Raw genomic sequence first — 26,656 nt, 5'->3', positions numbered from 1 at the left:
AACAATCCTTTCTTACCGGCCTGTGACAGAGCCGGTATCTTCGGTTGCCTGATCTTTTTATAGGTGCCGGCCCGGTTGCGGTTCCCTCCGTGACGGTGTTGTTGCTCGGAGAACAAGATGGTGCGTGTGGGCGCCTTGGTGGTGGTGATAGTGGTGGCGGCGGTGGCGTTGCTCTGGTGGTGGCGGGCTGAAGAGCCGGCGGCCGCCGGAACCCGGCCGGCGACCACGGTCAATGTGATTTCGGCTCTGGTACGTCCTCTGACGGAAAAAGTGGAGGTGGTGGGCAACGCCCGCGCCACTCGCGCTGTGGTGCTGTCCGCGGAGGTGGAAGGCCGGGTGATGCAAGTGCATTTCCAGGAAGGGCAGGCCGTTGACGCCGATGACCTGCTGGTGGAACTGGATGATCGCCAGGCCGAAGGTGAGCGGGACCGGCTGCGCGCCGAATACCAACGGGCGCTGTCCGATTACCAGCGCGCTTCCCGTCTGATCAACAGCCGCGCTATTTCCCAGGCCGAGGTGGACAATCTCAAGAACGGCATGGAAGCGGCCCGAGCCGCTTTGCGGGTGGCCCAGGCCACCTATGAAAAGCATAAGATCCGCGCGCCTTTCGAAGGTGTGGTGGGATTGCGCCAGGTCGACCCCGGCGCTTATCTGCAGCCGGGTACGCCGGTGGTTACCCTGGACAGTGTGCGTAATCTGGAAGTGACCTTCGAGGTGCCGGAGCGATATCTGGCCAGGGTGAAGCCGGGGCTGGTATTGGTGGTGTCCAGCGACAGCTATCCGGAGCGCCTTTTCCAGGGCAAGGTCACGCTGCTGGACTCCCGCGTCAATGCCGTCAGCCGGACGCTGGCGGTGAAAGGCAGTCTGGACAACAGTGATGGGCTGCTGCGGCCGGGGCAGTTGCTGCAAATCGATATTCTGCTCAGTCAGCATCAGGCCTTGCTGGTACCGGAACAGGCGATTGTTGCCCAGGGCGCCCAGAACTTCGTGTTCGTGGTAGCCGAAAACGACACCGCTCTGCGGTTGCCGGTGGAGCTGGGTGGGCGCCGGGATGGCTGGGTCGAAGTGGTTCACGGACTCAGCGATGACGACGCGGTGATCGTTAACGGGCACAGCCGGCTTGGCAGTGGCGCGCCGGTGACGGTGGTTGAGGATGAAGGGGCGCTGCTGCCGTCCCAGCGGGTTCTGCTGGAGACCAGTGCCTGATGATCCTCAGCGATGTCTCTATCAAGCGTCCGGTGTTCGCCACCGTGATCAGTCTGCTGATCGTGGTGTTCGGCATCAGTGCCTTGATGAAGCTGCCGGTGCGGGAGTATCCGGACATCGATCCCCCTGAGGTATCGGTGGCGGTGGAGTACCCGGGGGCGGCACCGGAGGTCATCGATACCCAGATCATTCAGGTCATCGAAGGGGCCATCGCCGGGGTGGAAGGCGTGCGCCGCATCGAATCCCGTTCCCGCCGGGGTTCCGCCCGCACTTCGGTGGAATTCAATCTGGAACGGGATCTGGACGTCGCCGCCAACGATGTTCGCGACGCGGTGTCGCGGGTGCTCAATCGCCTGCCAGAGGAAGCGGAAGCGCCGGTGATCGCCAAGACCGACGCCGATGCCCGGCCCATCATGTGGGTCACGCTCAGCAGTAACAGCCTGGCGCCGCAGGAACTGACCGATTTCGCCGAACGCTCCCTGGTGGACCGTTTCGCCGTTCTGGGCGGGGTTTCCGAAGTGATCATCGGCGGTGAACGCCGCTATGCCATGCGGGTATGGCTGGATCGGCAACGCATGGCCGCCAACGATGTCACGGTCACCGATATCTATAACGCCCTGCGCGCCAATAACGTGGAATTACCGGCCGGCCGTCTCGACTCCGACAGTCGCAGCTTCACCGTTCGTGCTGATAGCCGGCTTGGCTCGGTGGCAGAGTTCAACCACATGGTGGTGCATCGCCAGGGCGATTATCTGTTGCGGCTGGGGGATGTGGCGCGGGTGGCGCTGGGTGTGGAGAACGACGACACCGTGTTGCGCGCCAACGGCCAGACCGCCATCGGGCTCGGGGTGGTGCGCCAGTCCAAGGCCAATACCGTCACCGTTTCCAACAACGTCCGCGAAGAAATCGAGGCGGTGAGCAATAACCTGCCCGATGACATCCGCCTGGATGTGAGTCACGACGAGTCTCTGTTTATTCGCGCTTCCATCAGGGAAGTGCTGGTGACGCTGGCGATGAGCGTGACGCTGGTGATCCTGGTGATTTTCGTTTTCCTGGGAAATCTGCGTGCCACGCTGATTCCGGCGGTCACTATTCCGGTGTCCATCGTTGGGGCGTTTATTGGCCTGGGAATTCTCGGGTTCTCAATCAATGTGCTGACGTTGTTGGCGCTGATTCTGGCCATCGGCCTGGTGGTGGACGATGCCATCGTCATGCTGGAGAACATCCAGCGGCGCATCGATGAAGGCGAGAGCCGTCTGGTGGCCGCCTTCCTGGGAGCCCGGCAGGTCGCTTTCGCGGTTGTCGCCACCACCGCCACTCTGGTGGCGGTCTTTGTGCCGATCTCATTCATGGGCGGGGATGTCGGGCGCCTGTTCGGTGAGTTCGGCTTTACCCTGGCCGTGGCGGTGATCATTTCCAGCATAGTGGCGTTGTCCCTGGCCCCCATGCTGTGTTCCCGCTGGCTGCACGCGCATACTCCGGAAGAGGAACAGCAGGAACAGAACAATCTGCTCAACCGCGCGCTGAATGGGCTGAACCGGGCTTACGCAACGCGACTGGGGAAAACCCTGAAGCGACCCGCTCCCGTTGTGGTGATCTCGGTGTTGATCTGCGTGGCGGCGGGGCTGGTATTCAGCCAGTTATCCCGGGAGCTGGCCCCCACCGAGGACCGGGGCGTGTTCATCGTGTCGGCGAATGCCCCGCAGGGATCCAGCACCGCTTACGCCAGTCACCATATCCAGAAGGTGGAAGAAAAACTGCTGCCCTTGATCGAAAACGGGCTGGCGGTTCGGGTGTTGTCCATTGTCGGTTTCCGCGGACAGACCGAGCGCGGGTTCAGTATCGTGCGGCTGGAGCCCTGGGAGGACCGGAACCGGAGCCAGCAGGACATCGTTAACGACATCCGCGGCGAAGTCACCACCGTGCCCGGCCTGCGCGTGTTTGCCGTTAACCCGCCGGGGCTGGGACAAAGCGGCTTCGATCAGGAATTGGAAGTGGTGATCGGCGGGCAGGATTACGATTCCGTGGTGGGCTGGAGCGAAACCCTGCGCGCCGCGATGGCCGCCAACCCCAATCTGTTGAGCGTGGATACCGATTACGAGGAAACCCAGCCGCAGGTGGAAGTGGTGATCAATCGGGACCGGGCGGCGGACTTCGGCATTTCCGCCGCTGAAGTGGGGCAGACCCTGCAAGCCATGTTCGCCACCCTGACGGCCTCGACTTATATCGACCGGGGCCGTGAATACGATGTTCTTTTGGAAGCGCGGGAACAGGATGCCCGCATCCCGGAGGACATCAATTCGGTTTATGTTCGCACCGCCGCCGGCGACCTGGTGCCGCTGTCCAGCCTGGTGGAGCTGCGCACCCTTGGGGCGGCGCCGGAACTGAGACGGCTGGACCGTCTGCCGGCGGTGACGCTTTCGGCGAATCTGGCCCCCGGTTATGACCTGGGCAGTGCGCTGGATTTCATTGAGCAGACGGTGCGGGAAACCCTGCCGCTGGAAGCGCGTCTGAGCTACAAGGGTATTGCCCAGGAATTCACCGAGGCTTCCGCGGCGATCCTGATCACGTTCCTGCTGGCGCTGGTGATCGTCTTTCTGGTGCTGGCGGCGCAATTCGAAAGCTGGATACATCCGCTGATTATCATGCTGACGGTGCCCCTGGCGATCGCCGGCGCCATTCTGGCATTGCGCGTGACCGGCAACAGCCTGAATATCTACAGTCAGATCGGCATGGTGATGCTGGTGGGGCTGATGGCCAAGAACGGTATTCTTATCGTCGAATTCGCCAATCAGTTGCGCGACCAGGGGCTGGCGGTGCGTGACGCGGTCTATCAAGGCGCGATTCTGCGCTTCCGGCCAGTGTTGATGACCGGTATTTCCACCATCTTTGGCGCGGTTCCTCTGGTGCTGGCCAGCGGCGCCGGCGCGGAAAGTCGCATGACCATCGGCGTGGTGATTCTCGGCGGCCTGCTGTTCGCCACCGTTCTCACCCTGTTCATCATTCCGGTGCTTTATCTGTGGCTGGCTCCCTACGCCCGCCCGGCGGACGCGGTGGCTCAGCAGCTGGCGTCGGAAATGCAACAAGAAACGGATCGCTGATCGCGTCCTATATCCGCTATCTCCAGGCAACTCACATGGATTATCAACTGGTTCGCTCCAAGCGACGCACACTGGCTTTACGAGTGGCGCCCGACGGCCAGATCGAGGTCCGTGCGCCGTTGCGCCTTGGCCGTCGGCATATTGATGACTTCGTGCGCGAACATCAGGATTGGATTCGGCGCCAGCAGGATTATTGGCGCACGCGTCCGCGCCAGCATTGGCGCGATGGTGACACCGTGCCCCACCTGGGGCGGCCGGTTCGTCTGAATCTGGTCGAAGCGGCCAGAACCCGGGTGGGGTTGGAGCACGATACTCTGACCGTGGCGATGCCGCTGCCGGCGTCGGAAGAGGCGGTCAGGGAAGCGGTGGAAGCCTGGTGGCGGCGGCTGGCGCGTGGCGAATTCCTGCGCAGCATCGAGCGGCAATTCCACTGGTTCGCCGCCCGAGGCCATGGCGCGCCGGTACTAAGGATCAAGAAAATGCGCACCCGCTGGGGTTCCTTGTCCCAGCGGGGGTACATCAATCTGAATCTGGCGCTGATGCGCTATGACCTTGAGGTGATCGACTACGTGGTAATGCACGAACTTTGTCACTTGGAGTACGCCCATCATGGACCGCAATTCCATGCCTTGATGGACCGACGGATGCCGGACTGGCGTCGACGAAAACAACGATTGGATCAATTTTTGCCTGAATAAAAGGAGAGGCTGTGACTATGGACATCGATACCCTGATCAAGGGACTGCGGGAGAAAGATCCCCATCAGACCTATTTTCACCAGGCGGCTGGCGGCTTGCTGGAAGGGCTGGGGCCGTTCTTGCGGAACCATCCCCGCTACGCGGATCCCAGTTTGTTCGCCCGGCTGTTCGAGCCGGAGCGCGTCATCATTTTCCGCGTGCCCTGGGTGGATGATCAGGGACGGGTGCAGGTGAACCGCGGCTTCCGTGTGCAGATGAACGGTTCTCTTGGCCCTTACAAGGGCGGGCTGCGCTTCCATCCGTCGGTGAATCTCGATGTCCTGCGTTTCCTGGCTCTGGAACAGACCATCAAGAACGCGTTGACCGATCTGCCGCTGGGTTCCGGCAAGGGCGGCGCGGATTTCGATCCTCATGGCCGTTCCGATGGTGAGATCATGCGTTTCTGTCAGGCGTTCATGGCAGAGCTGTTTGACCACATCGGCAGCGACGTGGACGTGCCGGCCGGTGATATTGGTGTCGGCGCCCGGGAAATCGGTTATCTGTTCGGTATGTATCGCAAACTTCATCGCTCCCATGACAGCGGCGCGATCACCGGCAAGTCGCCGGTCTTCGGCGGCAGCCTGCTGCGCACCGAGGCCACCGGTTATGGACTGGTTTATTTTCTGCAATACATGCTGCAAGAGCGGGATGAGGAGCTGGAGGGTCGCCGGGTGGCGGTGTCCGGGGCGGGTAATGTGGCCCGATACGCGGCGGAGAAAGTGCTGATTGAGGGAGGCATCGTCATCAGTCTGTCGGATTCACGTGGTGCCTTGCACGCCGCCAACGGACTGACTCGCGAGCACCTGGAAACCCTCGACCGGATCCAGGCAGGGGGCGGCCGGCTGCATCAGTTACCCGATCACCATGCGGAGCTCACCTATCAGGAGGGCATCAAACCGTGGCGCTTCCCCTGCGATATCGCCTTGCCGTGCGCCACCCAGAATGAGCTGAACGAACAGGACGCTCGTGCTTTGGTGGACAACGGCTGTCGGTGGGTGGCGGAGGGTGCGAACATGCCCACCACCACGGAAGCGGTGTCCTACCTGGTTGGCCATGGCGTCGGCTATGCGCCGGGCAAGGCCGCCAATGCCGGTGGTGTAGCGGTAAGCGGATTGGAGATGAGTCAGAACAGCCTGCGTCACCCCTGGAGCCGTGAAGAAGTGGATCGGCGGCTGCATGACATCATGTCGCGCATTCACCACAAGTGCCTAGAATATGGTGGCCAGGACGAGCGCCCGGATTATGTCCAGGGCGCCAGTGTGGCCGGCTTCGTGCGGGTGGCGGAAGCGATGTTGCGACAGGGCGTGGTCTGATTCGCGGGAAAGCAGGGCTCGCGCCGCTTGTCAGTACAAGCGGCGCGGCGGCCTTCAGTGATGACCGTGGTGTCTTGCAGGATCTCGCCGCTTTGGGTGCGCAGTACCGGAATCACCGGTATTCCCACGGAGGGGAGAATGACCTGTCCGTAAACGTCGGCACTGGCGATCACTTCCTCGAACGGAAGATCCGCCCAACGCAGGTAGGCGCGGACTTTGCCAGTGAAATAGCTGACTTCACCGCCATACAGGGTAATTGTCATGGTCTCTGCCTGGCGTTGTCGATTGTGGTGATACAGGGAGACGTGGCGGGGGAGGTTGAGAGACAAAAAAGAGAATCTGACGGTCCGGCTTTCGCCGTCGCCCTGAGTCCTTAATATGAAAACCCCGCGCGAGGCGGGGCTTTCCAGCGTACTAAGAAGCCTTAGCCGGCTTCTACGTTAGCTGCCTGCGGGCCTTTCGGGCCCTGCTGGATATCGAAGGAAACTTTTTGACCTTCAGCCAGGGTACGGAACCCGGAGCCTTGGATCGCGCTGAAGTGAACGAATACGTCCGCACCACCGTCGTCCTGGGAGATGAAACCGAACCCCTTGGACTCGTTGAACCATTTAACGGTACCAGTAGCCATGTGAATCTATACCTCAAAACTTTACATAGGGTTTTGCTTGCAAACCGGAGGAGGGTGTTCGGAGACTTCTCAGCTTCGCGCGGGGGAAGGCAACTACCAAAACAAACCACCACTGCCTGAATCTGCAGCACTTCCGACTCTACTCCCCTTTTCCAGCCGGCACCACTGATTTTTTTGTAACCGTGGTCCGCGGTGGGTAAAGCGGGCCGTCATGGGGCCCCAGGCCGGTTTCTATTTGAAACCGGCGGCGATCTCCAGTTCCCGTATCGAATTTTCCAGATAATCCAGCAGGCGCTGCATGGAGGGCAGGGTCCGGCGACAGGCGATCAGGCCGAATTCCAGCTGATCCTGGTAGCTGGTCAGGGTGATATTGAGGGCGATCCGGTCCAGTACCACCGATACCGGGTACATGCCGCGCAGGCGGGCGCCGTTCCAATACAACGGCTCCCGCGGCCCGGGGACGTTGGAGATAATCACATTGAACGCGCGCCATTTTGGTGCAAGCCCGGTGAGCAGGTTCAGACCGGTGGGGGTCATGCTCAGGGCGGTGAAATTGAGAATTTCCTCCGGGCTCATTTGGGCAAAGCGCCGTTTGGCGTCTTTTACCGAGGCCTGGACGATGCGCAGGCGATTGGCCGGATCGCACACATGGGTGCCCAGATTGGCCAGAATCAAGGCAATCTGATTGCCGCCGGCGCTGTCGTCCTTGCGCAGGGAGAGCGGCACCATGGCGATCAACGGCTGGTCCGGCAGCGCGTTCTGGCTGATCAGGTATTCACGCAGTGCGTGGCCGCACATGCTCAATACCAGATCATTGATGGTGCAGTTGAAAGTGCCGGCCAGCTTGCGCAGACGGGGCAGGGCAAAGCTTTGCGCGGCGAAACGACGGGAGCCGGTGATGCACTGATTGAACATGGTATCCGGCGCCTGGAAGATGGACACGTAGTTCGGGTCGGTCTTGGCTTTCTGGCCGACCTTGTACAGTTCCCGCGCCAGCGCCGGCACCGTGGCCACCTGCTTGCTCACGCCGGCGGTCAGGCGCGCCAGGCTGCTCATGGCGTCCACCGGATTGCTGGGCAGAGAGCGTTGTTTTTTCTCGGGTTTATAGGCCCACACCGGCGGCAGGTCCCGCTCTTGCGGATCCTTGGACAGCGCCCGCATGCCCATGCGCATGGCGGAGATGCCATCGACCACGGAATGGTGCACCTTGGTGTAGAGGGCAAACTGGCGCCCGCGGATGCCTTCGATCAGATGGGCCTCCCACAGCGGCCGTTCCCGGTCCAGCAGGTTGGAGTGTTCGGCGGACACCAGCGACAGCAGCTCACGAATGCGGCCGGGTTTGGGCAGCGCTTCGTGGCGGAAGTGATGATCGATGTCGAACTGCTTGTCCTCGGTCCAGAAATACTGGCCGAAACGACGGGTAAGACGCTGATTGAACGGGGGCTCGGGACAGCAATAGTCGCGGATCGACTGGGCCAGTTCGCTGACGTACTTGGGCCCGGCATCCTCGGGAAACGAGAACAACTGCAACCCGGCCACGTGCATGGGTTGCTGGCGCTTCTCCAGCCACAGAAAGAGCTGGTCCACGGGACTCAGTGATTTCATGCCATCCCCTTTGTTATGCGGTTAACGCGTTATCTGCCTGGCAATTATCGATAGTGCCCTAAAATCCAGGCCCGGTGCGATCAAAGATCGAGCCGGTCGGGCACTCCCTATCATGACACCCCGTGTTGGCCGTGTGATCCATTCTCCGCACCCTCACGCCCTGTGCTAAAAAGGTGCAATATTCCTGCCATCTTCATGCCACTGGATGGTCATCCCCATGCGCTAGCCTGCGGTAAACGACCTTGGGAGCACGGAATGAAGCGCTTTTCTTTTACCCTTGCCTTGATGCTGATGGGGTCGCTGGCACACGGGGACGTGTTGATCAGCGAGTACGTCGAGGGCAGCGGACACAATAAAGCCCTGGAGCTGTACAACAATGGCACCAGCGCCGTCAGCCTGGACGGCTATCGTCTTGAACTGTATTCCAATGGTGGTGTTACGGCCTCGCGCTCCCAGACGCTGGACGGGACCCTGGAAGCCGGGGACGTCCTGGTTATCATCACTGATAATTCCGAAGCCCACAGCGATCTGATCAGTAAAGGGGATCGACCCAGCAACGCCATCAACCACAACGGTGACGACGCCTACATACTGTTTAACGGCGACACCGTGGTGGACAGCTTTGGCCGGGTCGGCGAGGACCCAGGAGACGCCTGGACCAGCGGCGACGTCACCACCAAGGACCGTACTCTGCGGCGCATGGAAACCGTGACCAGCGGAGACACCGTCATTGATGACGCCTTCGATCCCGCGGACCAATGGGTCGTTTCCGGCCAGAACGACTTCAGCGGTCTGGGCCTGCCCGGAGAGGAAGTAACGGAAGAAGAACCTCCGATGGTGGATCTGGGCAGCTGCGGCGATCCCTCCACCCTGATCTCACAAATCCAGGGGCAGGGAGACGCTTCCCCGCTGGCCGGCGAGGCGCATGTGGTGGAAGCGGTGGTCACCGGAGTCTTCCCGGACCTCAGCGGCTTCTTCGTGATCGAGGAAGACGTCGACCGTGACGAGGATGACCTGACCTCCGAGGGTCTGTTCGTCTATACCGGTAACAATGAGGTTTCGGTGCAGGCGGGCAATCAGGTCCGCGTCAGTGGCGCCATTGACGAGTATGAAGGACAAACCCAGATCGCCTGGAACGACGGTGCGGTGTGCGCCGATCAAGTGGCGGTGACGCCGGCGACACTGACGCTGCCGCTGACCTCGCCGGATCAGTTGGAAGCTCTGGAAGGGATGTGGGTAGTGAGCGATCAGACCCTGACGGTGAGCGAGGTTTATGATCTGGCTCGTTATGGCTCGATGATGCTCAGCCACGGTCGCCGGATGATTCCCACCCACGCGGCCGAACCCGGAGACGCCGCCAACGCGGTGGCCGAAGCCAACGCCCTCAACCGGATTTTGTTGGATGATGCTGGCAACGCGCAGAATCCGGATCCGGTGATCTACCCCGAAGGCGGCCTGTCCGCCACCAATACCCTGCGGGTCGGGGACACCGTCACCGAACTGGAAGGCATTGTCAGCTACGGCTTCAATGACTGGCGCATCCAGCCGGTATCGGTACAGATCGAAGCCGCCAACCCGCGTCCGCAGCCGCCTGCCCGCACCGCTGGCAGCAATCTGCGGGTGGCGGCGTTCAACGTACTGAACTTCTTCAACGGTGACGGCAATGGCGGCGGGTTTGATGATCCAGACAACCGGGGCGCCGATAACCCGACCGAATTCGAACGGCAAAAAGCGAAGATTCTCACCGCCCTGTCGCAACTGGACGCCGACGTCATCGGACTGATGGAAATCGAGAACGACGGCTACGGGACCGACTCCGCCATCGCCGAACTGACGGAGGCTTTGGGAACGTCCTGGGCCTTTGTTGACCCCGGACTGGACCAACTGGGTACCGATGCCATCGCCGTGGGCATGCTGTACCGCACCGATGTGGTGGAACCGGTGGGCCAGCCGGCCACGCTCGAAGGCGGGCCTTTCACCGATAAAAGCCGGCAGCCGCTGGCGATGAGCTTCCGCCATCTCAACAGCGGGGAAGTGGTCACGGTGTCGGTGAACCACCTCAAGTCGAAAGGCAGCTGTCCCAAAGCGGAGGACAACGACGACGCCAACGCCGAGCACGGCCAGGGTTGCTGGAACCCGCTACGCACCGAGTCCGCGCGGATGCTTGCCGACTGGTTGGCGGACAACCCCACCGGTCTGGAGGAAGCCGCCGCCGGTACCCTGATCATCGGTGACCTCAACGCCTACGCCAAGGAAGATCCGATCCGCACGCTGGAAGAGACGGGTTACCAGAACCTGCTGGCCCGTTTTAACGGCGATGACGCCTACAGCTATGTATATATGGGCGAAACCGGTTACCTGGACCACGCCCTGGCGGACGCGGGACTGGAGAGCGCGATCCTGGGCGCCGGTGAATGGCACATCAACGCCGACGAGCCCCGCGCCCTGGATTACAACACCGAGTACAAGAGCGAAGGGCAGATCGACAGCTTCTACGCCGCCGACGCCTACCGCGCCAGCGATCATGACCCGGTGTGGGTGGACCTGGCCCTGGATGGCGGTGAAGAGCCCCAGCCGGAACCCGAGCCCGGCGACTCTGGCAGCTCAGGCGGCGGCGCCTTCGGTGGCATGATCACCCTGGCGTTGCTGGCTGGCCTGCGCCGCCGGATGCGTCGTTGAAGGACGACGGTATCGGTCGCTTTACAGTGCCGTCCTGGGTGCCAATAATCCGCCATGGTGCGATGTCGGACTATTGAGGGATCCGTGTTTAGTGGAGAGGCCGCTGTTATGACCGAGGGACCGTTTACGGCGGTGTTGTTTGATCTGGACGGGACCTTGGTGGATACCCGTCTGGATTTTGCCGCCTTACGGCGGGAGCTGGGGTTTCCCGAAGGCATCGGCGTGCTTGAGCACCTGGCGACCCTGGAAGACCCGGAGCAGGCAGCTTGGGCGAGTACGGTGATTGATCGCCATGAAATGGAAGGGGCGTCGGCGGCCACCTGGATCGACGGCGCACAGCACGTTCTGGAAACGCTTCATCGAAACGGTGTCCCCACCGGGATCCTCACCCGTAACAGCCGGGCGGCGGTGGCACGGACCAACGCCGTGCTGGGGTTGCCGGTGGACCTGATTCTGACCCGCGAGGATTGTGCTCCGAAGCCACATCCCGAGGGCTTGCTGTTGATCGCTGATTACCTCGGATTGCGACCGGCTAGCATGGTGTACGTCGGGGACTTCGTCTTCGATCTCCAGGCCGCCCGCAATGCCGGCATGGCGTCGGGATTGTTGCGCAATGGGAAGAATCGACACTTCGAGGACCAGGCGGATCTGGTGCTGGATCACCTTGGCGAGGTGCTGGACTGGTTGTAATCCGGCAATGGCGCAAACCGCGAACAACGCCGGATTGAAAGATCATCGCGGTTCTTTCCTGGATGAAGAAGACCGCTCCCACAGGGACAGCGCAAGTCTTCCTGTGGGAGCGGTCGATTAACCGCGATTAGTGGCGCGAAAACGCTTACTCGTAGTCGAACGAGAAGTGCTCCGCGCTCATCTGCATGGTGCTGCGAGTGGGTTTGAGCGCCGCGTCGGCGTGGCCCTTGGCAGAGGGCAGCAGACGCTCGAAGTAGAACTCCGCGGTGGCCAGCTTCGCCTTGTAGAACTCCGCCGGCTCGTTGCCGCCGTTTGCCAGCTTGTCGCGGGCGGTGGCCACCTGCAGGGCCCAGAAGTACGCCATCATGGCGTAGCCGGAGTACATCAGGTAGTCGTAGCTGGCGGTGGAGACGATGTCCCGGTCCTTGGTGGCGGCCAGCATGATGCGGGTGGTCAGATAGTTCCACTCGGCGGCGATTTTTAGCAGCTTCCAGGCGTAAGGGCGCAGTTTGGCGTCCTTGAGGTTCTGCCGCCCGAAGTCCACCAGGTTCTTGGAGAAGCTGCGCACACACTTGCCGCGGCTGGTCAGCAGCACTTTACGGCCGAGCAGATCCAGGGCCTGGATGCCGGTGGTGCCTTCGTACAGGGTGGCGATGCGCGCGTCCCGGGCGATCTGTTCGATGCCGTGTTCCTTGATATAGCCGTGACCGCCGAATACCTGCATGGCTTCGTTGGCGGCTTCCAGGCCTTTTTCAGTAAGGAAGCCCTTCAGGATCGGGGTGAGAAAGCCCAGTTCGCTGTCCCACTTGTCGTACTTCTTCTGATCGTTTTCCAGCATGCCGGCGATCATATGGTCCGCGTACATGGCGGTGAAGTACGCCATGGCTCGGCCGCCTTCCGCATAGGCTTTCTGCTTGAGCAGCATGCGGCGCACGTCGCCATGATGAATCAGGGCATCGGCGACCTGTTCCGGATCCTTTTTACCGGACAGGGCACGCATGGAACGGCGCTCCTTGGCGTAGGGCAGGGACGCCTGATAGGCGCGCTCGGCGTGGGCCACACCTTGAATTGCGGTGCCGACACGGGCGCTGTTCATGAAGGTGAACATGCACTCCAGGCCCTGGTTGGGCGGGCCGATCAGGAACCCGATGGCCTGATCGAAGTTCATCACGCAGGTGGCGGAGGCCTTGATGCCCATTTTCTTTTCCAGGGCGCCACAGCTTACGCCGTTGTCCTCGCCGATCTGACCGGGCAGATACTTGGGTACGATGAACAGCGAAATGCCCCTGGTACCGGCGGGGGCGTCCGGCAGGCGCGCCAGCACGATGTGGATGATGTTCTCGGTGAGATCGTGGTCACCGGAGGAGATGAAAATCTTGGTGCCGGTGATCTTGTAAGCGCCGCCGTCCTGGGGTTCAGCCTTGGTTTTCACCTGACCCAGGTCGGTGCCGCACTGCGGCTCGGTCAGGCACATGGTGCCGGCCCAGGTACCTTCGGTCAGCTTGGTCAGATAGGTTTCTTTCTGCGCGTCGGTGCCGTGCATCTGGATAGTGTTCATCGCCCCCAGGGACAGGCCCGGATACATGGCGAAGGACCAGTTGGCGGTGCCGAGCATCTCGTGCTTGATCAGGCCCAGGGACATGGGCAGGCCCTGGCCGCCATACTCCACCGGATGGCTCAGGCCTTGCCAGCCGCCAGCGACGAATTCGCTATAGGCTTCGGGATAGCCCTTGGGCGTGTACACCTGGCCATTCTCCAGACGGCAGCCTTCCTCATCGCCGCTTTGATACAGCGGTGCAACGGTGTTTTCACACAGTTTGGCCATCTCCGACAGGATCGCTTCCACCATGTCCGGGGTGGCTTCTTCCCCGTTGGGCAGCGTCTTGTAGTGGCTTTCGAAATCAAACACTTCATTCATCAAAAAGCGCGTATCGCGCAGGGGAGCCTTGTAACTCGGCATAAACACACCTTCGGTTGGCAAACGGGCCGGATGCCGCATTGTTGGCGAACGGTCGTTGACAGACATTGACGGGAAGGCGTGAAGGGGGCGGCTTTAGGGTAAATAGGTGACGGAGATTGAGGGAACGTCTATGCACTAAATAGCGGTCCAGAGATGGCTACAAGGCCGCTGTAGGAGCTTGCCCTGCAAGCGAATCGGGCTGAACTCCGAAGAAATTCGCTTGCAGGGCAAGCTCCTACAGAGCCTTCGTAGACCCCTCTGTGGGAAGCTGGCCGGAGCGAATCAGTCGTGCTTGCCCTTCCAGCTGTACATGGAAGTGGAAACACCGGTGTATTTGGCTACCTGATCCCAAAGGCGGCGTGGCAGTACGCCTTTGAGCAGCTCCACGGAGCGGGCCATGGGCGGCTCGATCACGAAGGGCTCACCGGCGGCGATGCCCTTGAGAATGCTGGAGACCACCTTGTCCGGTGTCAGCATGGGGGAGAACAACGGTGTTTTTACCCCTTTGAACATACCGGTGGCGATGTAACTGGGGCAGACCGTGGTGACTTTCACATTACGCAGGCCGCGTTCGGCCAGTTCCAGACGCAACGATTCGGAAAAGCCCACCACCGCCCATTTGCTGGCGGCATAGCTGCTGCCGTAGGGCAGGCCGATGAAGGCGGAGGCGCTGGCGATGTTCACCAGGTGGCCGTGCTGCGCCTGTATCAGATCGTCAAGAAAGGCATGGGTGCAGGCCATCAGACCTTCGCTGTTGACCTTGAAGGTCTGCAAATGCTGATCCAGAGAGACTTGCTCGAATTCGCCGCCGAATACCACGCCGGCATTGTTGATCAGCATGGTCAGCGGCCCGACTTCCTCATGGATCTTGTCACGCAAGGTGGCGATCGAGCTGATTTTTCCCACATCCAGGGTATACGCGTGGGCGGTGCCGCCAGCGTTGGCGATATGCTTTACCACCTCGCGGGCGGCATCGATGCGGCGGGCGGTAACGATTACCTCCGCGCCACGGCCTGCCATCCGTTCCGCCATCAGCCGGCCAATGCCGGCCCCGGCGCCGGTGATCAAAACCCGGTGTCCTGAAAATCGCATCGAATCCCTCCTGTGTTATTGCGGCAGTTTGATGCCCGCCATGATCACCCGTCCTTTTTCCACGGTGCGGGCGCGCAGTCTCAGGCCGCCCAGTTTAAGGGTGTCACCCACCACAGCGTGTTGACCGAAGTGGTCCTCGAAGGCGGCTTCCACGGTCATGCCCTTGAGCTGCTCCTCCAGTTCATGGATACCGTACACCGCCACCAACTGATCCACCGGCACGCTGCCGCGCACGATGAAGTCGCCGAAATAGCGTCTTTCCGCCACGGTGATCTTGTGGCACATGTCCGACAGATAGTCCTGTTCGCTCAGCGGCGCCAACCAACTGACCATGTCCCCGGCTTCAATCTGCGGATCCTCGGACAGATTGAGGAATGTCTTGTCCCGAATGATCAATATCGGGGTAATGCGCTGGGTGGTAATGGTGCCAAGCCGCTGGCCCTGGGCTTTGGCGCCTTCCTCCACCTCGAACTGCATCAGATAGCGGTTGGCGGAGTGCGCCATGGGCACCATCTGCTTCGGCGACGCCGTCGCTGGTACCGAGACTTTCAACAATCGTGCCATGTAACGCAGGCTGGCCCCCTGGGCCAGCAGTGAAATCAATACCACCACCAGGGTGATATCGAACAGCAGGCGGGTCTCGCCCACACCCGCCAACAGCGGGAACACCGCCAGGACAATGGGCACCGCCCCGCGCAGACCGGTCCAGGCGATGAACAGCTTTTCGCGCCAGGTGAAAATAAAGGGAATCAGGCTCACCCACACCGCCGCCGGCCGCGCCACCAGCATCAGGAACAAGGCCACCAGCAACGCCGGCAGCAGGTGCTGGCCCAGTTCCGATGGTGTGATCAGCAGACCCAGCATCAGGAACATGCCGGATTGGGCCAGCCAGGCCATGCTGTCCATGGAACGCAGCACGTTGTCCCCGGTACCGCCACGGCGGTTACCGGCGACCAGGCCGGTCAGATAGATCGCCAGGAAGCCGCTGCCGCCGGCAAGGTTGGTGAGGGCGAATACCATGGCACCGCCGCTGCACAGTAATAAGGCGTGCAGGCCTTCGTTGCTGCGCACCCGCAGCAGGATTTCACTGAGCACCGCGCCCAGTCCCAGGCCGATGATCGCCCCCAGGCCAAACTGCTGGACCAGAGTCAGGATCATGCCGAAGCCAAAGGCGGCGTCCGGCTCCACCAGCACGCCGACCAGCATCAGGGTGATGAAGATCGCCATCGGGTCGTTGAGACCGGATTCGATTTCCAGAGTGCTGGCCACCCGCTCATTGATATTGACCCCGGCGCCCTTGATCACGCTGAATACCGCCGCCGCGTCGGTGGAGCCGATAATGCCGCCCAACAGCAGCCCCAGGCGCCAGTCCACGCCCATCAGCCAGGTGGTGAAGGCGCCGACCAGGGCGGCGGAGATGGCCACGCCCAGGCTGGCCAGGGACAGCGCCGGCTTCAGGGCCAGGCGAAAGGTGTCCATACGGGTGCGCAGGCCGCCATCCATGAGGATGACCGCCAGGGCGATGTTACTGATAACGTACGCGGTGGAAAGATCGTCGAATTCAATACCGCCGATGCCATCCTCACCGGCGGCCATCCCCACCAGCAGGAACATCAACAGGGACGGTACGCCGATGCGGGTGCTCAGGGAGCCCAAAAGCAGCCCGATGAACATCAATCCGGTGCCGATCAGCAGAAACAGATTCAACGAATCCAAATGCACTCCTGGAATATCGGGGGGAGGATAAAGACAAGGATCATCATAACAGACCGGCGGGCCTTTCTTTTAATTCCCATGGCACTATACTAGCGCGCCCGGACTGATCATATTTTGCACAGCCCTCTTTGGGTACGGCACTCTGAGCGAGACATTTCCATGGACTTTCCCCAGCGATTTGGCGTGATCGTGATTGGCGGTGGCCACGCCGGCACCGAAGCGGCCCTGGCGGCGGCTCGCATGGGCGTGGAAACCCTGTTGCTCACTCATAATATCGAGACTCTGGGTCAGATGAGTTGCAATCCGGCCATCGGTGGCATCGGCAAGAGCCATCTGGTGCGGGAAATCGATGCCCTGGGCGGGGCCATGGCCCGCGCCACCGATCAGGCCGGCATCCAGTTCCGGGTGCTCAATGCCCGCAAGGGGCCGGCGGTGCGCGCCACTCGTGCCCAGGCCGATCGCATCCTTTATAAAGCCGCCATCCGCCATGCTCTGGAAAATCAGCCGCATCTCACACTGTTCCAGCAGGCCGCCGATGATCTGATCGTCGAGCAGGACCGCTGTGTGGGGGTGGTGACCAGCATGGGATTGCGTTTCCACGCCGATGCCGTGGTGCTCACCGCGGGGACCTTTCTCGGCGGGGTCATCCATGTGGGGATGGAAAACCACCAGGGCGGTCGGGCCGGTGATCAGCCTTCCAATGCTCTGGCCCGCCGGCTGCGTGAGTTGCCGTTCCGTGTTGATCGGCTGAAAACCGGCACGCCGCCGCGTATTGACGGCCGGAGCGTGGACTTCTCCGTGATGGAGGAACAGTGGGGTGACAGCCCCACCCCGGTGATGAGCTACCTGGGCCGGGTGGAGGACCATCCGCGCCAGGTGTGTTGTCATGTTACCCATACCAACGAGCGCACCCACGAGATCATTCGTTCCGGCTTTGACCGCAGCCCGATGTTCGCCGGCGTTATCGAAGGCGTGGGGCCGCGCTACTGCCCGTCCGTGGAAGACAAGGTCAACCGCTATCCGGACAAGACCAGCCACCAGGTGTTCGTGGAGCCGGAAGGGTTGAACACCCATGAGCTGTATCCCAACGGCATCTCCACCAGTCTGCCGTTCGATATCCAGCTGGCGGCGGTACGTTCCATCCGCGGGTTCGAGAACGCGCACATCACCCGGCCGGGCTACGCCATCGAGTACGATTTCTTCAATCCCCAGGATCTCCGGCACAGCCTTGAGACCAAGCACATGCCGGGGCTGTTCTTCGCCGGCCAGATCAATGGCACCACCGGCTATGAAGAAGCCGGTGCCCAGGGCATGCTGGCGGGTCTGAACGCGGCCCTGATGAGCCAGGAGAAAGCGCCGTGGACGCCGCGCCGGGACGAAGCGTACCTGGGTGTGCTGGTGGACGATCTGATCACCATGGGCACCCGCGAGCCGTACCGCATGTTCACCAGCCGCGCCGAATATCGCCTGTTACTGCGTGAGGATAACGCCGACCTGCGTCTGACCGAAAAAGGCCGCGAGCTGGGGCTGGTGGACGATGAGCGCTGGGCCGCCTACAACGACAAACGTGAAGGGATGGCGCGCGAACAGACGCGCCTGAGCGCCACCTGGGTGCGCCCGGGGACGGCGGAGGCGGACCAGATCAATGCCCTGGTGGATAAGCCGCTGCCCCATGAGTACAACCTGCTGGATCTGCTCAAGCGCCCGGAAATCGACTACCACGCCCTGATTGGCGCGGTGGGGCTGGAACCGGAGGCGCCGCCGGTGGTGGAGCAGATGGAAATCCTCGCCAAGTACGCCGGTTACATCGACCGTCAGGAGGCGGAGATTGCCCGGTTGCGCGCCGCCGAGCATCAGCGTTTGCCGGCGGACTTCGACTTTGGTCAGGTGCAGGGGTTGTCCAATGAGGTCAAGCAGAAGCTCGCCGAGGTCCACCCGGAAACCATCGGCCAGGCCGGCCGTATTCCCGGCGTGACGCCAGCGGCCATTTCCCTGTTGCTGATCTACCTGAAAAAGCACCAGCATCGGGCGGCCCGCCAGGCATGACCGAGGACCAACAGCGGCTGGCGCAAGGGCTGACCGAACTGAATATCGACCTGGACCGGGAGCAGCAGGACCGCCTGTTGCTCTACCGGGACCTGCTGGTACGCTGGAATCGCGCCTATAACCTTACCGCCGTGCGTGATCCGGCGGAGATGGTCACCCGCCACCTGCTCGATTCCCTGGCGGTGCTGCCTCATGTGGAACCGGTGGACACCCTGGATGTGGGGACCGGTGCCGGGCTGCCCGGTATCCCTCTGGCCCTGGCCCGCCCGGACCAGTCCTTTGTGCTGCTGGACAGCAATGGCAAGAAACTCCGTTTTATCCGTCAGGCGCGACGGGAGCTGGGTTTGCATAACGTGGAGGTTGTGCACGCCCGCGTGGAACAGTACCGTAAGGCTCCATCACAGATTATCAGCCGCGCTTTCGCCGCCTTGCCGGACATGTTGGAGTTACTCGGACCCCTGATGCAGGGCGATGTCCGGTTATTGGCGATGAAGGCCGCCGCCGCCGATCAGGAGATGGCTGCCCTGCCAGCCTGCTGGCGGGTGCAACGCGAAACCCTGAGCGTGCCCGGTTTGGCGGAATCAAGGGTGCTGTTGATCGTGCGTCGCCAATGACGCGCGTCGCCAATAAGAGGGAGCCTCGTGACCACCGTTTTTGCCATTGCCAACCAAAAGGGCGGGGTCGGCAAGACCACCAGTAGCGTCAATCTGGCGGCGTCGTTGGCGGCTACCCGCAAGAAGGTGCTGCTGGTGGATATCGACCCGCAGGGGAACGCCACCAGTGGTGCCGGTGTCGACAAGCACGAACCGGAATACACCATCTTGGATGTGCTGCTCGGCGAGGCCGATATGGCTGATGCGGTCGTGATTACGCCGGAGGAGTCCGGTTTTGATCTGGTGGCCGCCAACGGGGATCTGACCGCCGCGGAAGTGCAGCTGCTGCAACTGGACAGTAAGGAGTACCGGCTGCGTGATGCCCTGGTCGGAATCCGTGACCGCTACGACTACATTATTATCGACTGCCCGCCGTCACTGAATATGCTGACCGTGAATTCCCTGGCGGCGGCGGATTCGGTGATCGTGCCGATCCAGTGCGAGTACTATGCGCTGGAGGGGCTGACCTCGTTGATGAACACCATCGAGAAGATCCGCTCGGTACTGAATCCGAAGCTGCATATCGGCGGCCTGTTGCGGACCATGTATGACCCGCGCAACAGTTTGTCCAACGACGTTTCCAACCAGCTGATCAGTCACTTTGGCGACAAGGTCTATCGCACCATCATTCCACGCAATGTGCGTTTGGCGGAGGCGCCCAGCCACGGCGCGCCGGTGATCACCTATGACCCCAAATCCCGGGGTGCGGTAAGCTATCTGGCGCTGGCCGGTGAAATCCTGCGGCGCGAGCAGGCGGTGGCCTCGACAGCGCCCTCCCAGCAGCCCCCCGAGACGCCGTGAAGGCGGTGACGTCGGGCAACAACCTCCGGTGGCGAAGTGTCACCGCAACCGAACATGAGCGAGTTTGAATCATGGCGGCAAAGCGTAAACGCGGTCTCAGCAAAGGACTCGATGCCCTGCTCAGCACCAGTGCGAGCTATCAGCAACATCAGGAAGAAGTCGCCGTCGGTGCCGCGGCCAGCCCGGCTGAGCCGGCTCAGCAGGAACAACGTCCGCCCCGGGATGGGGAACTGCGCCATTTGCCAGTGGAGTTCATGCAGCGTGGCCGTTACCAGCCGCGCAAGGACATGTCCGCCGACGCTCTCGAGGAGCTGGCGGAGTCGATCCGCGCCCAGGGCGTGATGCAGCCCATCGTGGTGCGTCCGCTCGGCGAGAATCGTTACGAGATCATTGCCGGTGAGCGCCGCTGGCGTGCCGCGCAAATGGCCGAGTTGGACTCCATCCCCGCGGTGATCCGTGAGGTGCCGGACGAAGCCGCCATCGCCATGTCGCTGATCGAGAACATCCAGCGGGAAAACCTCAATCCCATGGAAGAGGCGCTGGCCTTGTCGCGGCTCAAGGATGAATTTGGCCTGACTCACCAGCAGGTGGCGGATGCCGTGGGTAAATCCCGTGCCATGGTCACCAACCTGCTGCGTCTGATGACGCTGGAAGGGGACGTGAAGAAGCTGCTTGAGCACGGTGACCTGGAAATGGGGCACGCCCGGGCCCTGCTGGCGCTCGCGGGCGACAAGCAGGTGGAAGCGGCCCGCGTGGTGGTGGCCAAGGGGCTCTCCGTGCGTCAGACCGAAGTGCTGGTGCGGGAATTCGAGAAGCAGAAGCCGGCCAGGCCGGCGCCGAAAAGGGAAGACCCCAATGTCCGCTCCCTGATCACCGATTTGTCGGATCGTCTCGGCGCGCCGGTGCAAATCCAGCAGGGCTCGGGAGGAAAAGGCAAGCTGGTGATCAGCTACAACAATCTGGACGAACTCGACGGCATCCTGTCCCACATCAAGTAACTTGACGTTTGGTGGAAAAAGGAGGACGCTTTGCAAGTCCTGGGTGGATACGAATAAAGCCTATTTGTATACGAAAGAGCAACCGTCTGTTTTTTGGGCTCTTTTTTATCAAATTGGGCCAAACTATCGCGCTCAGCCGGTTGATACCGGATAACCTTCCCCATATACTTCCCGCGCCAAGATCAGGGGGTACCCGCGACCTTCGCCTGGTGAATCGATTTTTTCACCAGTAGCCAAACACGGGAGCACGGTGACCAGCTTCGACTTACGAGCCCGCAGAACACTGTTCTGGGGCTTGATGCGCGCCCAAATCATCACTTTGGTGATTGTCGCCATACTGAGCACGGTGCTGGCGGATGCCACCGCGGGCTTGTTTGCAGCCTGGGGCTCGGCCATCAGCCTGATCGCATACGCCTGGGGTGGCTACCAGGTATGGCTTCACCCGGGCAACATCAAGCCCGATCGCATGGCGGGTGCCGCCATTCGGGGCGAAGCCGGAAAAGTTTTGATAATGCTCGCGCTCTTCGGGCTGACCTTCGCCGAAGTGCGGCTTTCGCGCGAGTTCAGGAATGTAACGGTCCTGCTTCTGGGGTTTCTGCTGACGCAGATTGTCGGATGGATTCAGGTGATGCGCCTGGATCGCCGCCTGGGAGCGGAGCGGGACGGGCAAGACGACTAGACTGACGACTAGGTAGGTATCGATATGGCAGCGAGCTCCACCGGCGAGTATATCAAGCACCATTTGGGCAACCTCACCTATGGCCAATTGCCCGCCGGATACGAACGTACCTGCCATGGTCATGAGCAAACGCTGACCGAATCCACCTGGACCTTCGCTTGTAATGGCCAGGAAGCCGTTGATATGGGCTTCATGGCGTTCCACGTGGATTCGCTGGCCTGGTCTGGCGGTCTCGGCATTCTGATGTGTTTCCTGTTCTGGCTGGGCGCCCGCAAAGCCAGCGCCGGCGTACCGTCCGGCTTCATGAACTTCGTCGAAGTCATCATCGGGTTCATCGACACCCAGGTGCGTGACTCGTTCCACGGCAAGAGCAAATTGATCGCCCCGCTGTCCCTGGTGATCTTCTGCTGGGTCTTCCTGATGAACCTGATGGACCTGATTCCGGTGGATTTTGTTCCCAAGACCTTCGAATGGGTCATGGTGACCTTCGCCGGTTGGGACGCGCATCAAGCCTACTTCAAGATCGTGCCGACCACGGACCCGAACATCACTCTGTCCATGTCGATCACGGTGTTCTTCCTGATTATTTTCTACAGCCTGAGGTCGAAGGGCATCGGTGGTTTCATCGGTGAATTGGCCCTGCAGCCCTTCAACGCTCCGAACAAGCTGGCCATGGTGATTCTGATTCCGATCAACCTGGTATTGGAAACGGTATCCCTGCTGGCCAAACCGGTCTCTCTGGGCATGCGGCTGTTCGGCAACATGTACGCTGGTGAGTTCGTCTTTATTCTTGCCGCCGCGATGCTGGGTACCTGGCAGGCGGTGGGTGCCTGGCCCTGGGCGGTGTTCCATATTCTGGTTATCACGCTGCAGGCCTTCATCTTCATGGTGTTGACCATCGTTTATCTGAGCATGGCGACTGAAGAGCACTAAGCACTGTTTTTACCTTAACTGAAAAGCACTTAACGGGAGTGTAATGATGGAAGATATCAACCTTCTCGCTGCTGGCATCATGGCTGGTCTGGCCGCACTGGGCGCCGGTATCGGCTTTGGTCTGATGGGCGGTCGGTTCCTGGAATCCGTTGCGCGTCAACCCGAGCTGGGTCCGATGCTGCAAACCCGCATGTTCATCATCGCAGGTCTGTTGGACGCCGTGCCGATTATCGCTGTGGTACTGGGTATGTATCTGATGTTTGCGGCCTAAATCGATTGCTGCCGCACCCGATTTAAGGAGGCGCAATGAATATCAACCTGACACTGATCGGCCAGGCCATCTGGTTCGCTCTGTTCGTCGCCTTCTGCATGAAGTTCGTCTGGCCGCCCATTTCGCGGGCGCTGGAAGAACGAAAACAGAAGATCGCCGAAGGCCTGAGTGCCGCTGATCGCGCTGAGCGTGATCTGGAATTGGCCCAGGAAAAAGCGACGGCTAATCTCAAGGAAGCAAAAGAGAAAGCGGCCGAAATCATTGAGCAGGCCAACCGCCGAGCAAATCAGATTGTGGATGAGGCAAAAGATCAGGCCCGCACCGAAGGTGAGCGTCTGATTGCCAAAGCCCAGTCCGAGATTGAACAGGAAGTCAATCAGGCTCGTGAGCAGCTGCGTAAGGAAGTGTCCGCACTGACGTTGAGCGGTGCCGAGAAAGTACTCGGCGGCGAAATCAACCGCGACACTCACAAGCAGCTTCTGGACCAGTTGGCGGCTGAACTCTGAGTAAACGGGTAACCCATGGCTGAATTGACCACCATCGCACGCCCCTACGCCAAAGCGGCTTTTTTGTACGCTAAGGAAGCAGGGGCCCTGGACAAGTGGGAACAGATGCTGACCACGATGGCGGCTGTGGCGCGGGACGCCACCATGCACGCCTTTCTGGATCGGCCCCAACTGGACGACGCCGCTAAAGTCGACGCTTTTGCCCAGGTTTGCGGCGATGTGTTGGACGAGAGCGGCCGTAATTTCATTGCCCAACTGGCGCGCTACAAGCGCCTGTCGCTTCTGCCGCTGATTTTGGCGTTATTCCACGAACTGCTGGCCGAACAGCAAGCGTTCACGGATGTGGAACTCATCTCCGCTTACGAGATGGAAGACGCCGATATCAGCCGACTGGTCGATGCTCTGAAAAGACGTCTCGGCGGCGAAGTGAAAATCAGCACTTCCGTGGACCCCGCCCTGATCGGCGGCGTGCTGGTTCGAGCCGGTGATACCGTAATTGATGGCAGTGTGCGTGGCCGACTGAACCGTCTGGCAGAGCAACTGAACTCTTGAGTTTGAGGGACTAGAGATGCAGCAACTCAACCCGTCCGAAATCAGCGAGATTATCAAGTCCCGCATTGAAAAACTTGATACCTCCACCGAGGCACGCAACGAAGGTACGGTGGTATCCGTATCCGATGGTATTGTGCGCATTCATGGTCTGGCCGACGTGATGTTCGGTGAGATGATCGAGTTTGAAGGCGGCATCTACGGCATGGCCCTTAACCTTGAGCAGGACTCTGTCGGTGCCGTGGTCCTGGGTGATTACCTGGGTCTGGCCGAAGGTCAAAAGGTACGTTGTACCGGCCGTATTCTGGAAGTGCCCACCGGCCCGGAACTGCTGGGTCGTGTAGTAGACGCCCTGGGTAACCCCATCGACGGCAAAGGCCCGATCGACGCCAAGCAGACCGACGCGGTCGAAAAGGTAGCGCCCGGCGTTATCTGGCGTCGTGAGGTGAACGAGCCTGTCCAGACCGGTTACAAGTCCATCGACGCCATGGTGCCGATCGGCCGTGGTCAGCGTGAGCTGATCATCGGTGACCGTCAGATCGGTAAGACGGCGGTAGCGGTTGATGCCATCATCAACCAGAGAGACTCCGGCATTAAGTGTGTCTACGTCGCCATCGGCCAGAAGCAGTCCACCATTGCTAACGTGGTGCGCAAGCTGGAAGAGCATGGTGCCATGGACAACACCATCATCGTTGCGGCTTCCGCCTCCGATCCGGCCTCCATGCAGTTCCTGGCGGCATTTGCCGGTTGCACCATGGGCGAGTACTTCCGTGATCGCGGTGAAGATGCACTGATCGTTTATGATGACCTGACCAAGCAAGCCTGGGCCTATCGTCAGATTTCCCTGCTGCTGCGTCGTCCGCCGGGTCGTGAAGCTTATCCTGGTGACGTGTTCTACCTGCACTCCCGTCTGCTGGAGCGCGCCGCCAAGGTAAACGAAGAATACGTTGAGCAGTTCACCAACGGTGAAGTGAAAGGCAAAACCGGTTCCCTGACCGCGCTGCCGATCATCGAAACCCAGGGTGGTGACGTTTCCGCGTTCGTACCGACCAACGTGATCTCCATTACCGACGGTCAGATCTTCCTGGAAACCGACCTGTTCAACTCCGGTATTCGTCCGGCGATGAACGCGGGTGTGTCCGTATCCCGTGTGGGTGGCGCGGCCCAGACCAAGATCATCAAGAAGCTGGGCGGCGGTATCCGTCTGGCGCTGGCTCAGTATCGTGAACTGGCGGCTTTCGCCCAGTTCGCTTCCGACCTGGATGACTCTACTCGTGAGCAGTTGGAGCATGGTCAGGCGGTTACCGAGCTGATGAAACAGAACCAGTACAGCCCGATGCAAATCGCCGAAATGGGCGTGGTGCTGTACGCCGCCAACGAAGGTTACCTGAACGGTATGGAAGTCGACAAAATCGGCGCCTTTGAAGCGGCTCTGCTGGACTACATGAACAGCGAACAGAAAGCGTTGATGGATAAAATCAACGAGAAGGGTGATTACAACGACGAAATCGAAGCCGGCATCAAAGAAGGCATCGAACAGTTCAAGGCCACCCAAACCTGGTAATTCGCTAAAAAAGGATTAGTCCTATGGCTAGCGGTAAAGAGATCAAAGGCAAGATCTCTAGCGTCCAGAGCACGAAGAAGATCACCCGTGCGATGGAGATGGTGGCGGCCAGCAAAATGCGCAAGGCGCAGGACCGCATGGCTGCCAGCAAGCCCTACGCCACCCGCATTCGTCAGGTGGTGGCGCATCTTGCCAACGCTGATCTGGAATACCGGCACTCCTACCTGCAAGAGCGGGAAGTGAAGAGCGTGGGCTACATCGTGGTGACTTCCGATCGGGGTCTGTGCGGTGGCCTGAACGTGAACCTGCTCAAGAATGTGGTGCAGGGCGCTCGTGAATGGCAGGAGCAGGGTGCCAAGGTAAGCTATTGCCTGGTGGGTTCCAAGGGCATCAGTTTCTTCAAGAGCATGGGCGGTGACGTGCAAGCCACCGTCAACGGTCTTGGCGATACGCCGCACCTGGACGACCTGGTGGGCTCCATCAAGGTCATGCTGGAGGCCTATGAGTCAGGTGAGATCGACCGTCTGTACATTGTGTACAACGAATTCGTGAACACCATGACGCAGCAGGCCAAGCAGATCCAGTTGCTGCCGCTGGAGCAGGGCGAGGATGAAGAGCTCAAACGCCATTGGGACTACATCTACGAGCCGGCGCCCAAGGAGCTGCTTGATGAGCTGCTGGTGCGGTTCATCGAGTCCCAGGTATACCAGGGTGTGGTAGAGAACAATGCCTGCGAACAGGCGGCGCGGATGGTGGCGATGAAGGCGGCCAGTGATAACGCCGGTGACATCATTCGTGATCTGCAACTGGTGTACAACAAGGCGCGCCAGGCAGCCATTACGCAGGAAATTTCCGAAATCGTTGGTGGTGCCGCCGCGGTCTGACGGGTTGGCGACAATACCGGTAAACGCGGCGAAAAACGCAAGTTT

General features: G+C 60.7%; 23 protein-coding genes. 17 read left to right on the top strand and 6 right to left on the bottom strand.

Annotation, left to right across the window (positions count from 1 at the left end):
* The first annotated feature begins 117 nt into the window (after nt 1-117).
* From B5T_RS22065 to gdhA, 4 genes are read left to right on the top strand one after another with little or no spacing between them, the layout of a single operon-like run.
* Complete coding sequence (locus B5T_RS22065; RefSeq protein WP_014996750.1) at nt 118-1,206, top strand: efflux RND transporter periplasmic adaptor subunit; 1,089 nt, start codon at nt 118-120, stop codon at nt 1,204-1,206.
* A complete protein-coding gene (locus B5T_RS22060) occupies nt 1,206-4,307 on the top strand; it encodes an efflux RND transporter permease subunit (protein WP_014996749.1) in 3,102 nt (1,033 codons plus the stop codon). Before B5T_RS22065 ends, B5T_RS22060 begins: the two co-directional genes overlap by 1 nt.
* A 35-nt stretch (nt 4,308-4,342) precedes the next feature.
* Entirely contained in the window at nt 4,343-5,005 is a 663-nt protein-coding gene (locus B5T_RS22055; RefSeq protein ID WP_014996748.1) for a M48 family metallopeptidase, read from the top strand.
* Between the two features lie 17 nt (nt 5,006-5,022).
* A complete protein-coding gene (gene gdhA, locus B5T_RS22050) occupies nt 5,023-6,357 on the top strand; it encodes an NADP-specific glutamate dehydrogenase (protein ID WP_014996747.1) in 1,335 nt (444 codons plus the stop codon).
* Here the strand turns inward: gdhA and B5T_RS22045 are convergent.
* The 3 genes from B5T_RS22045 to B5T_RS22035 all read right to left on the bottom strand — a co-directional run bounded on the left by B5T_RS22045 (nt 6,285) and on the right by B5T_RS22035 (nt 8,590).
* Nucleotides 6,285-6,620 carry a glutathione S-transferase N-terminal domain-containing protein gene (locus tag B5T_RS22045; RefSeq protein WP_014996746.1) on the bottom strand — a complete coding sequence of 112 codons (336 nt, stop codon included), beginning with the start codon at nt 6,618-6,620 and terminating at the stop codon, nt 6,285-6,287. The genes gdhA and B5T_RS22045 overlap by 73 nt on opposite strands.
* A 161-nt stretch (nt 6,621-6,781) precedes the next feature.
* Nucleotides 6,782-6,985 carry a transcription antiterminator/RNA stability regulator CspE gene (gene cspE, locus B5T_RS22040; protein ID WP_014996745.1) on the bottom strand — a complete coding sequence of 68 codons (204 nt, stop codon included), beginning with the start codon at nt 6,983-6,985 and terminating at the stop codon, nt 6,782-6,784.
* 231 nt (nt 6,986-7,216) lie between these two features.
* Nucleotides 7,217-8,590, bottom strand: a complete 1,374-nt coding sequence (locus B5T_RS22035) for a WS/DGAT/MGAT family O-acyltransferase (RefSeq protein ID WP_014996744.1) — start codon at nt 8,588-8,590, stop codon at nt 7,217-7,219.
* A 255-nt stretch (nt 8,591-8,845) separates the two neighbouring features.
* On the opposite strand from B5T_RS22035, the gene B5T_RS22030 reads away from it, so the two are divergent.
* Complete coding sequence (locus B5T_RS22030) at nt 8,846-11,269, top strand: ExeM/NucH family extracellular endonuclease (RefSeq protein ID WP_014996743.1); 2,424 nt, start codon at nt 8,846-8,848, stop codon at nt 11,267-11,269.
* A 108-nt stretch (nt 11,270-11,377) separates the two neighbouring features.
* On the top strand, nt 11,378-11,959 hold the full coding sequence (locus B5T_RS22025; RefSeq protein WP_014996742.1) for an HAD family hydrolase: 582 nt from the start codon (nt 11,378-11,380) through the stop codon (nt 11,957-11,959).
* Nucleotides 11,960-12,104: 145 nt separating this feature from the next.
* On the opposite strand, the gene B5T_RS22020 is transcribed toward B5T_RS22025, so the two are convergent.
* From B5T_RS22020 to B5T_RS22010, 3 genes are all read right to left on the bottom strand, one after another.
* Entirely contained in the window at nt 12,105-13,919 is a 1,815-nt protein-coding gene (locus B5T_RS22020) for an acyl-CoA dehydrogenase C-terminal domain-containing protein (RefSeq protein WP_014996741.1), read from the bottom strand.
* A 282-nt stretch (nt 13,920-14,201) separates the two neighbouring features.
* A complete protein-coding gene (locus tag B5T_RS22015; RefSeq protein ID WP_014996740.1) occupies nt 14,202-15,011 on the bottom strand; it encodes an SDR family NAD(P)-dependent oxidoreductase in 810 nt (269 codons plus the stop codon).
* A gap of 15 nt (nt 15,012-15,026) precedes the next feature.
* Nucleotides 15,027-16,733, bottom strand: coding sequence for a potassium/proton antiporter (locus tag B5T_RS22010; RefSeq protein ID WP_373287302.1), 1,707 nt, complete (start codon nt 16,731-16,733; stop codon nt 15,027-15,029).
* A 153-nt stretch (nt 16,734-16,886) separates the two neighbouring features.
* On the opposite strand from B5T_RS22010, the gene mnmG reads away from it, so the two are divergent.
* From mnmG to atpG, 11 genes are all read left to right on the top strand, one after another.
* Complete coding sequence (mnmG, locus tag B5T_RS22005) at nt 16,887-18,773, top strand: tRNA uridine-5-carboxymethylaminomethyl(34) synthesis enzyme MnmG (RefSeq protein ID WP_014996738.1); 1,887 nt, start codon at nt 16,887-16,889, stop codon at nt 18,771-18,773.
* Nucleotides 18,770-19,387 carry a 16S rRNA (guanine(527)-N(7))-methyltransferase RsmG gene (gene rsmG, locus B5T_RS22000; RefSeq protein ID WP_014996737.1) on the top strand — a complete coding sequence of 206 codons (618 nt, stop codon included), beginning with the start codon at nt 18,770-18,772 and terminating at the stop codon, nt 19,385-19,387. The genes mnmG and rsmG overlap by 4 nt, the downstream gene beginning before the upstream one ends.
* A gap of 27 nt (nt 19,388-19,414) precedes the next feature.
* The gene (locus B5T_RS21995; protein ID WP_014996736.1) at nt 19,415-20,227 is read left to right on the top strand and encodes a ParA family protein; all 813 of its coding nucleotides are present in this window, start codon (nt 19,415-19,417) and stop codon (nt 20,225-20,227) included.
* Between the two features lie 71 nt (nt 20,228-20,298).
* Nucleotides 20,299-21,225, top strand: a complete 927-nt coding sequence (locus B5T_RS21990) for a ParB/RepB/Spo0J family partition protein (RefSeq protein ID WP_014996735.1) — start codon at nt 20,299-20,301, stop codon at nt 21,223-21,225.
* 250 nt (nt 21,226-21,475) lie between these two features.
* Nucleotides 21,476-21,904, top strand: a complete 429-nt coding sequence (locus B5T_RS21985) for an ATP synthase subunit I (RefSeq protein ID WP_014996734.1) — start codon at nt 21,476-21,478, stop codon at nt 21,902-21,904.
* Nucleotides 21,905-21,928: 24 nt separating this feature from the next.
* The gene (gene atpB, locus B5T_RS21980; protein ID WP_014996733.1) at nt 21,929-22,837 is read left to right on the top strand and encodes a F0F1 ATP synthase subunit A; all 909 of its coding nucleotides are present in this window, start codon (nt 21,929-21,931) and stop codon (nt 22,835-22,837) included.
* A gap of 43 nt (nt 22,838-22,880) precedes the next feature.
* A complete protein-coding gene (gene atpE, locus B5T_RS21975; RefSeq protein WP_014996732.1) occupies nt 22,881-23,108 on the top strand; it encodes a F0F1 ATP synthase subunit C in 228 nt (75 codons plus the stop codon).
* 35 nt (nt 23,109-23,143) lie between these two features.
* On the top strand, nt 23,144-23,614 hold the full coding sequence (locus tag B5T_RS21970; RefSeq protein WP_014996731.1) for a F0F1 ATP synthase subunit B: 471 nt from the start codon (nt 23,144-23,146) through the stop codon (nt 23,612-23,614).
* A gap of 15 nt (nt 23,615-23,629) precedes the next feature.
* Nucleotides 23,630-24,166, top strand: a complete 537-nt coding sequence (locus B5T_RS21965) for a F0F1 ATP synthase subunit delta (RefSeq protein ID WP_014996730.1) — start codon at nt 23,630-23,632, stop codon at nt 24,164-24,166.
* Nucleotides 24,167-24,182: 16 nt separating this feature from the next.
* Nucleotides 24,183-25,727, top strand: coding sequence for a F0F1 ATP synthase subunit alpha (gene atpA / locus B5T_RS21960; RefSeq protein WP_014996729.1), 1,545 nt, complete (start codon nt 24,183-24,185; stop codon nt 25,725-25,727).
* Between the two features lie 23 nt (nt 25,728-25,750).
* Nucleotides 25,751-26,611: a F0F1 ATP synthase subunit gamma gene (gene atpG / locus B5T_RS21955; RefSeq protein ID WP_014996728.1), complete on the top strand. Its 861-nt coding sequence runs from the start codon at nt 25,751-25,753 to the stop codon at nt 26,609-26,611.
* The last annotated feature ends 45 nt before the right edge of the window (nt 26,612-26,656 follow it).

It is taken from the genome of Alloalcanivorax dieselolei B5 (genome assembly GCF_000300005.1).
Classification (GTDB): domain Bacteria; phylum Pseudomonadota; class Gammaproteobacteria; order Pseudomonadales; family Alcanivoracaceae; genus Alloalcanivorax; species Alloalcanivorax dieselolei.
Note: the sequence above shows the minus strand (reverse complement) of the source record. Positions and strands in the feature narration are given on the sequence as shown.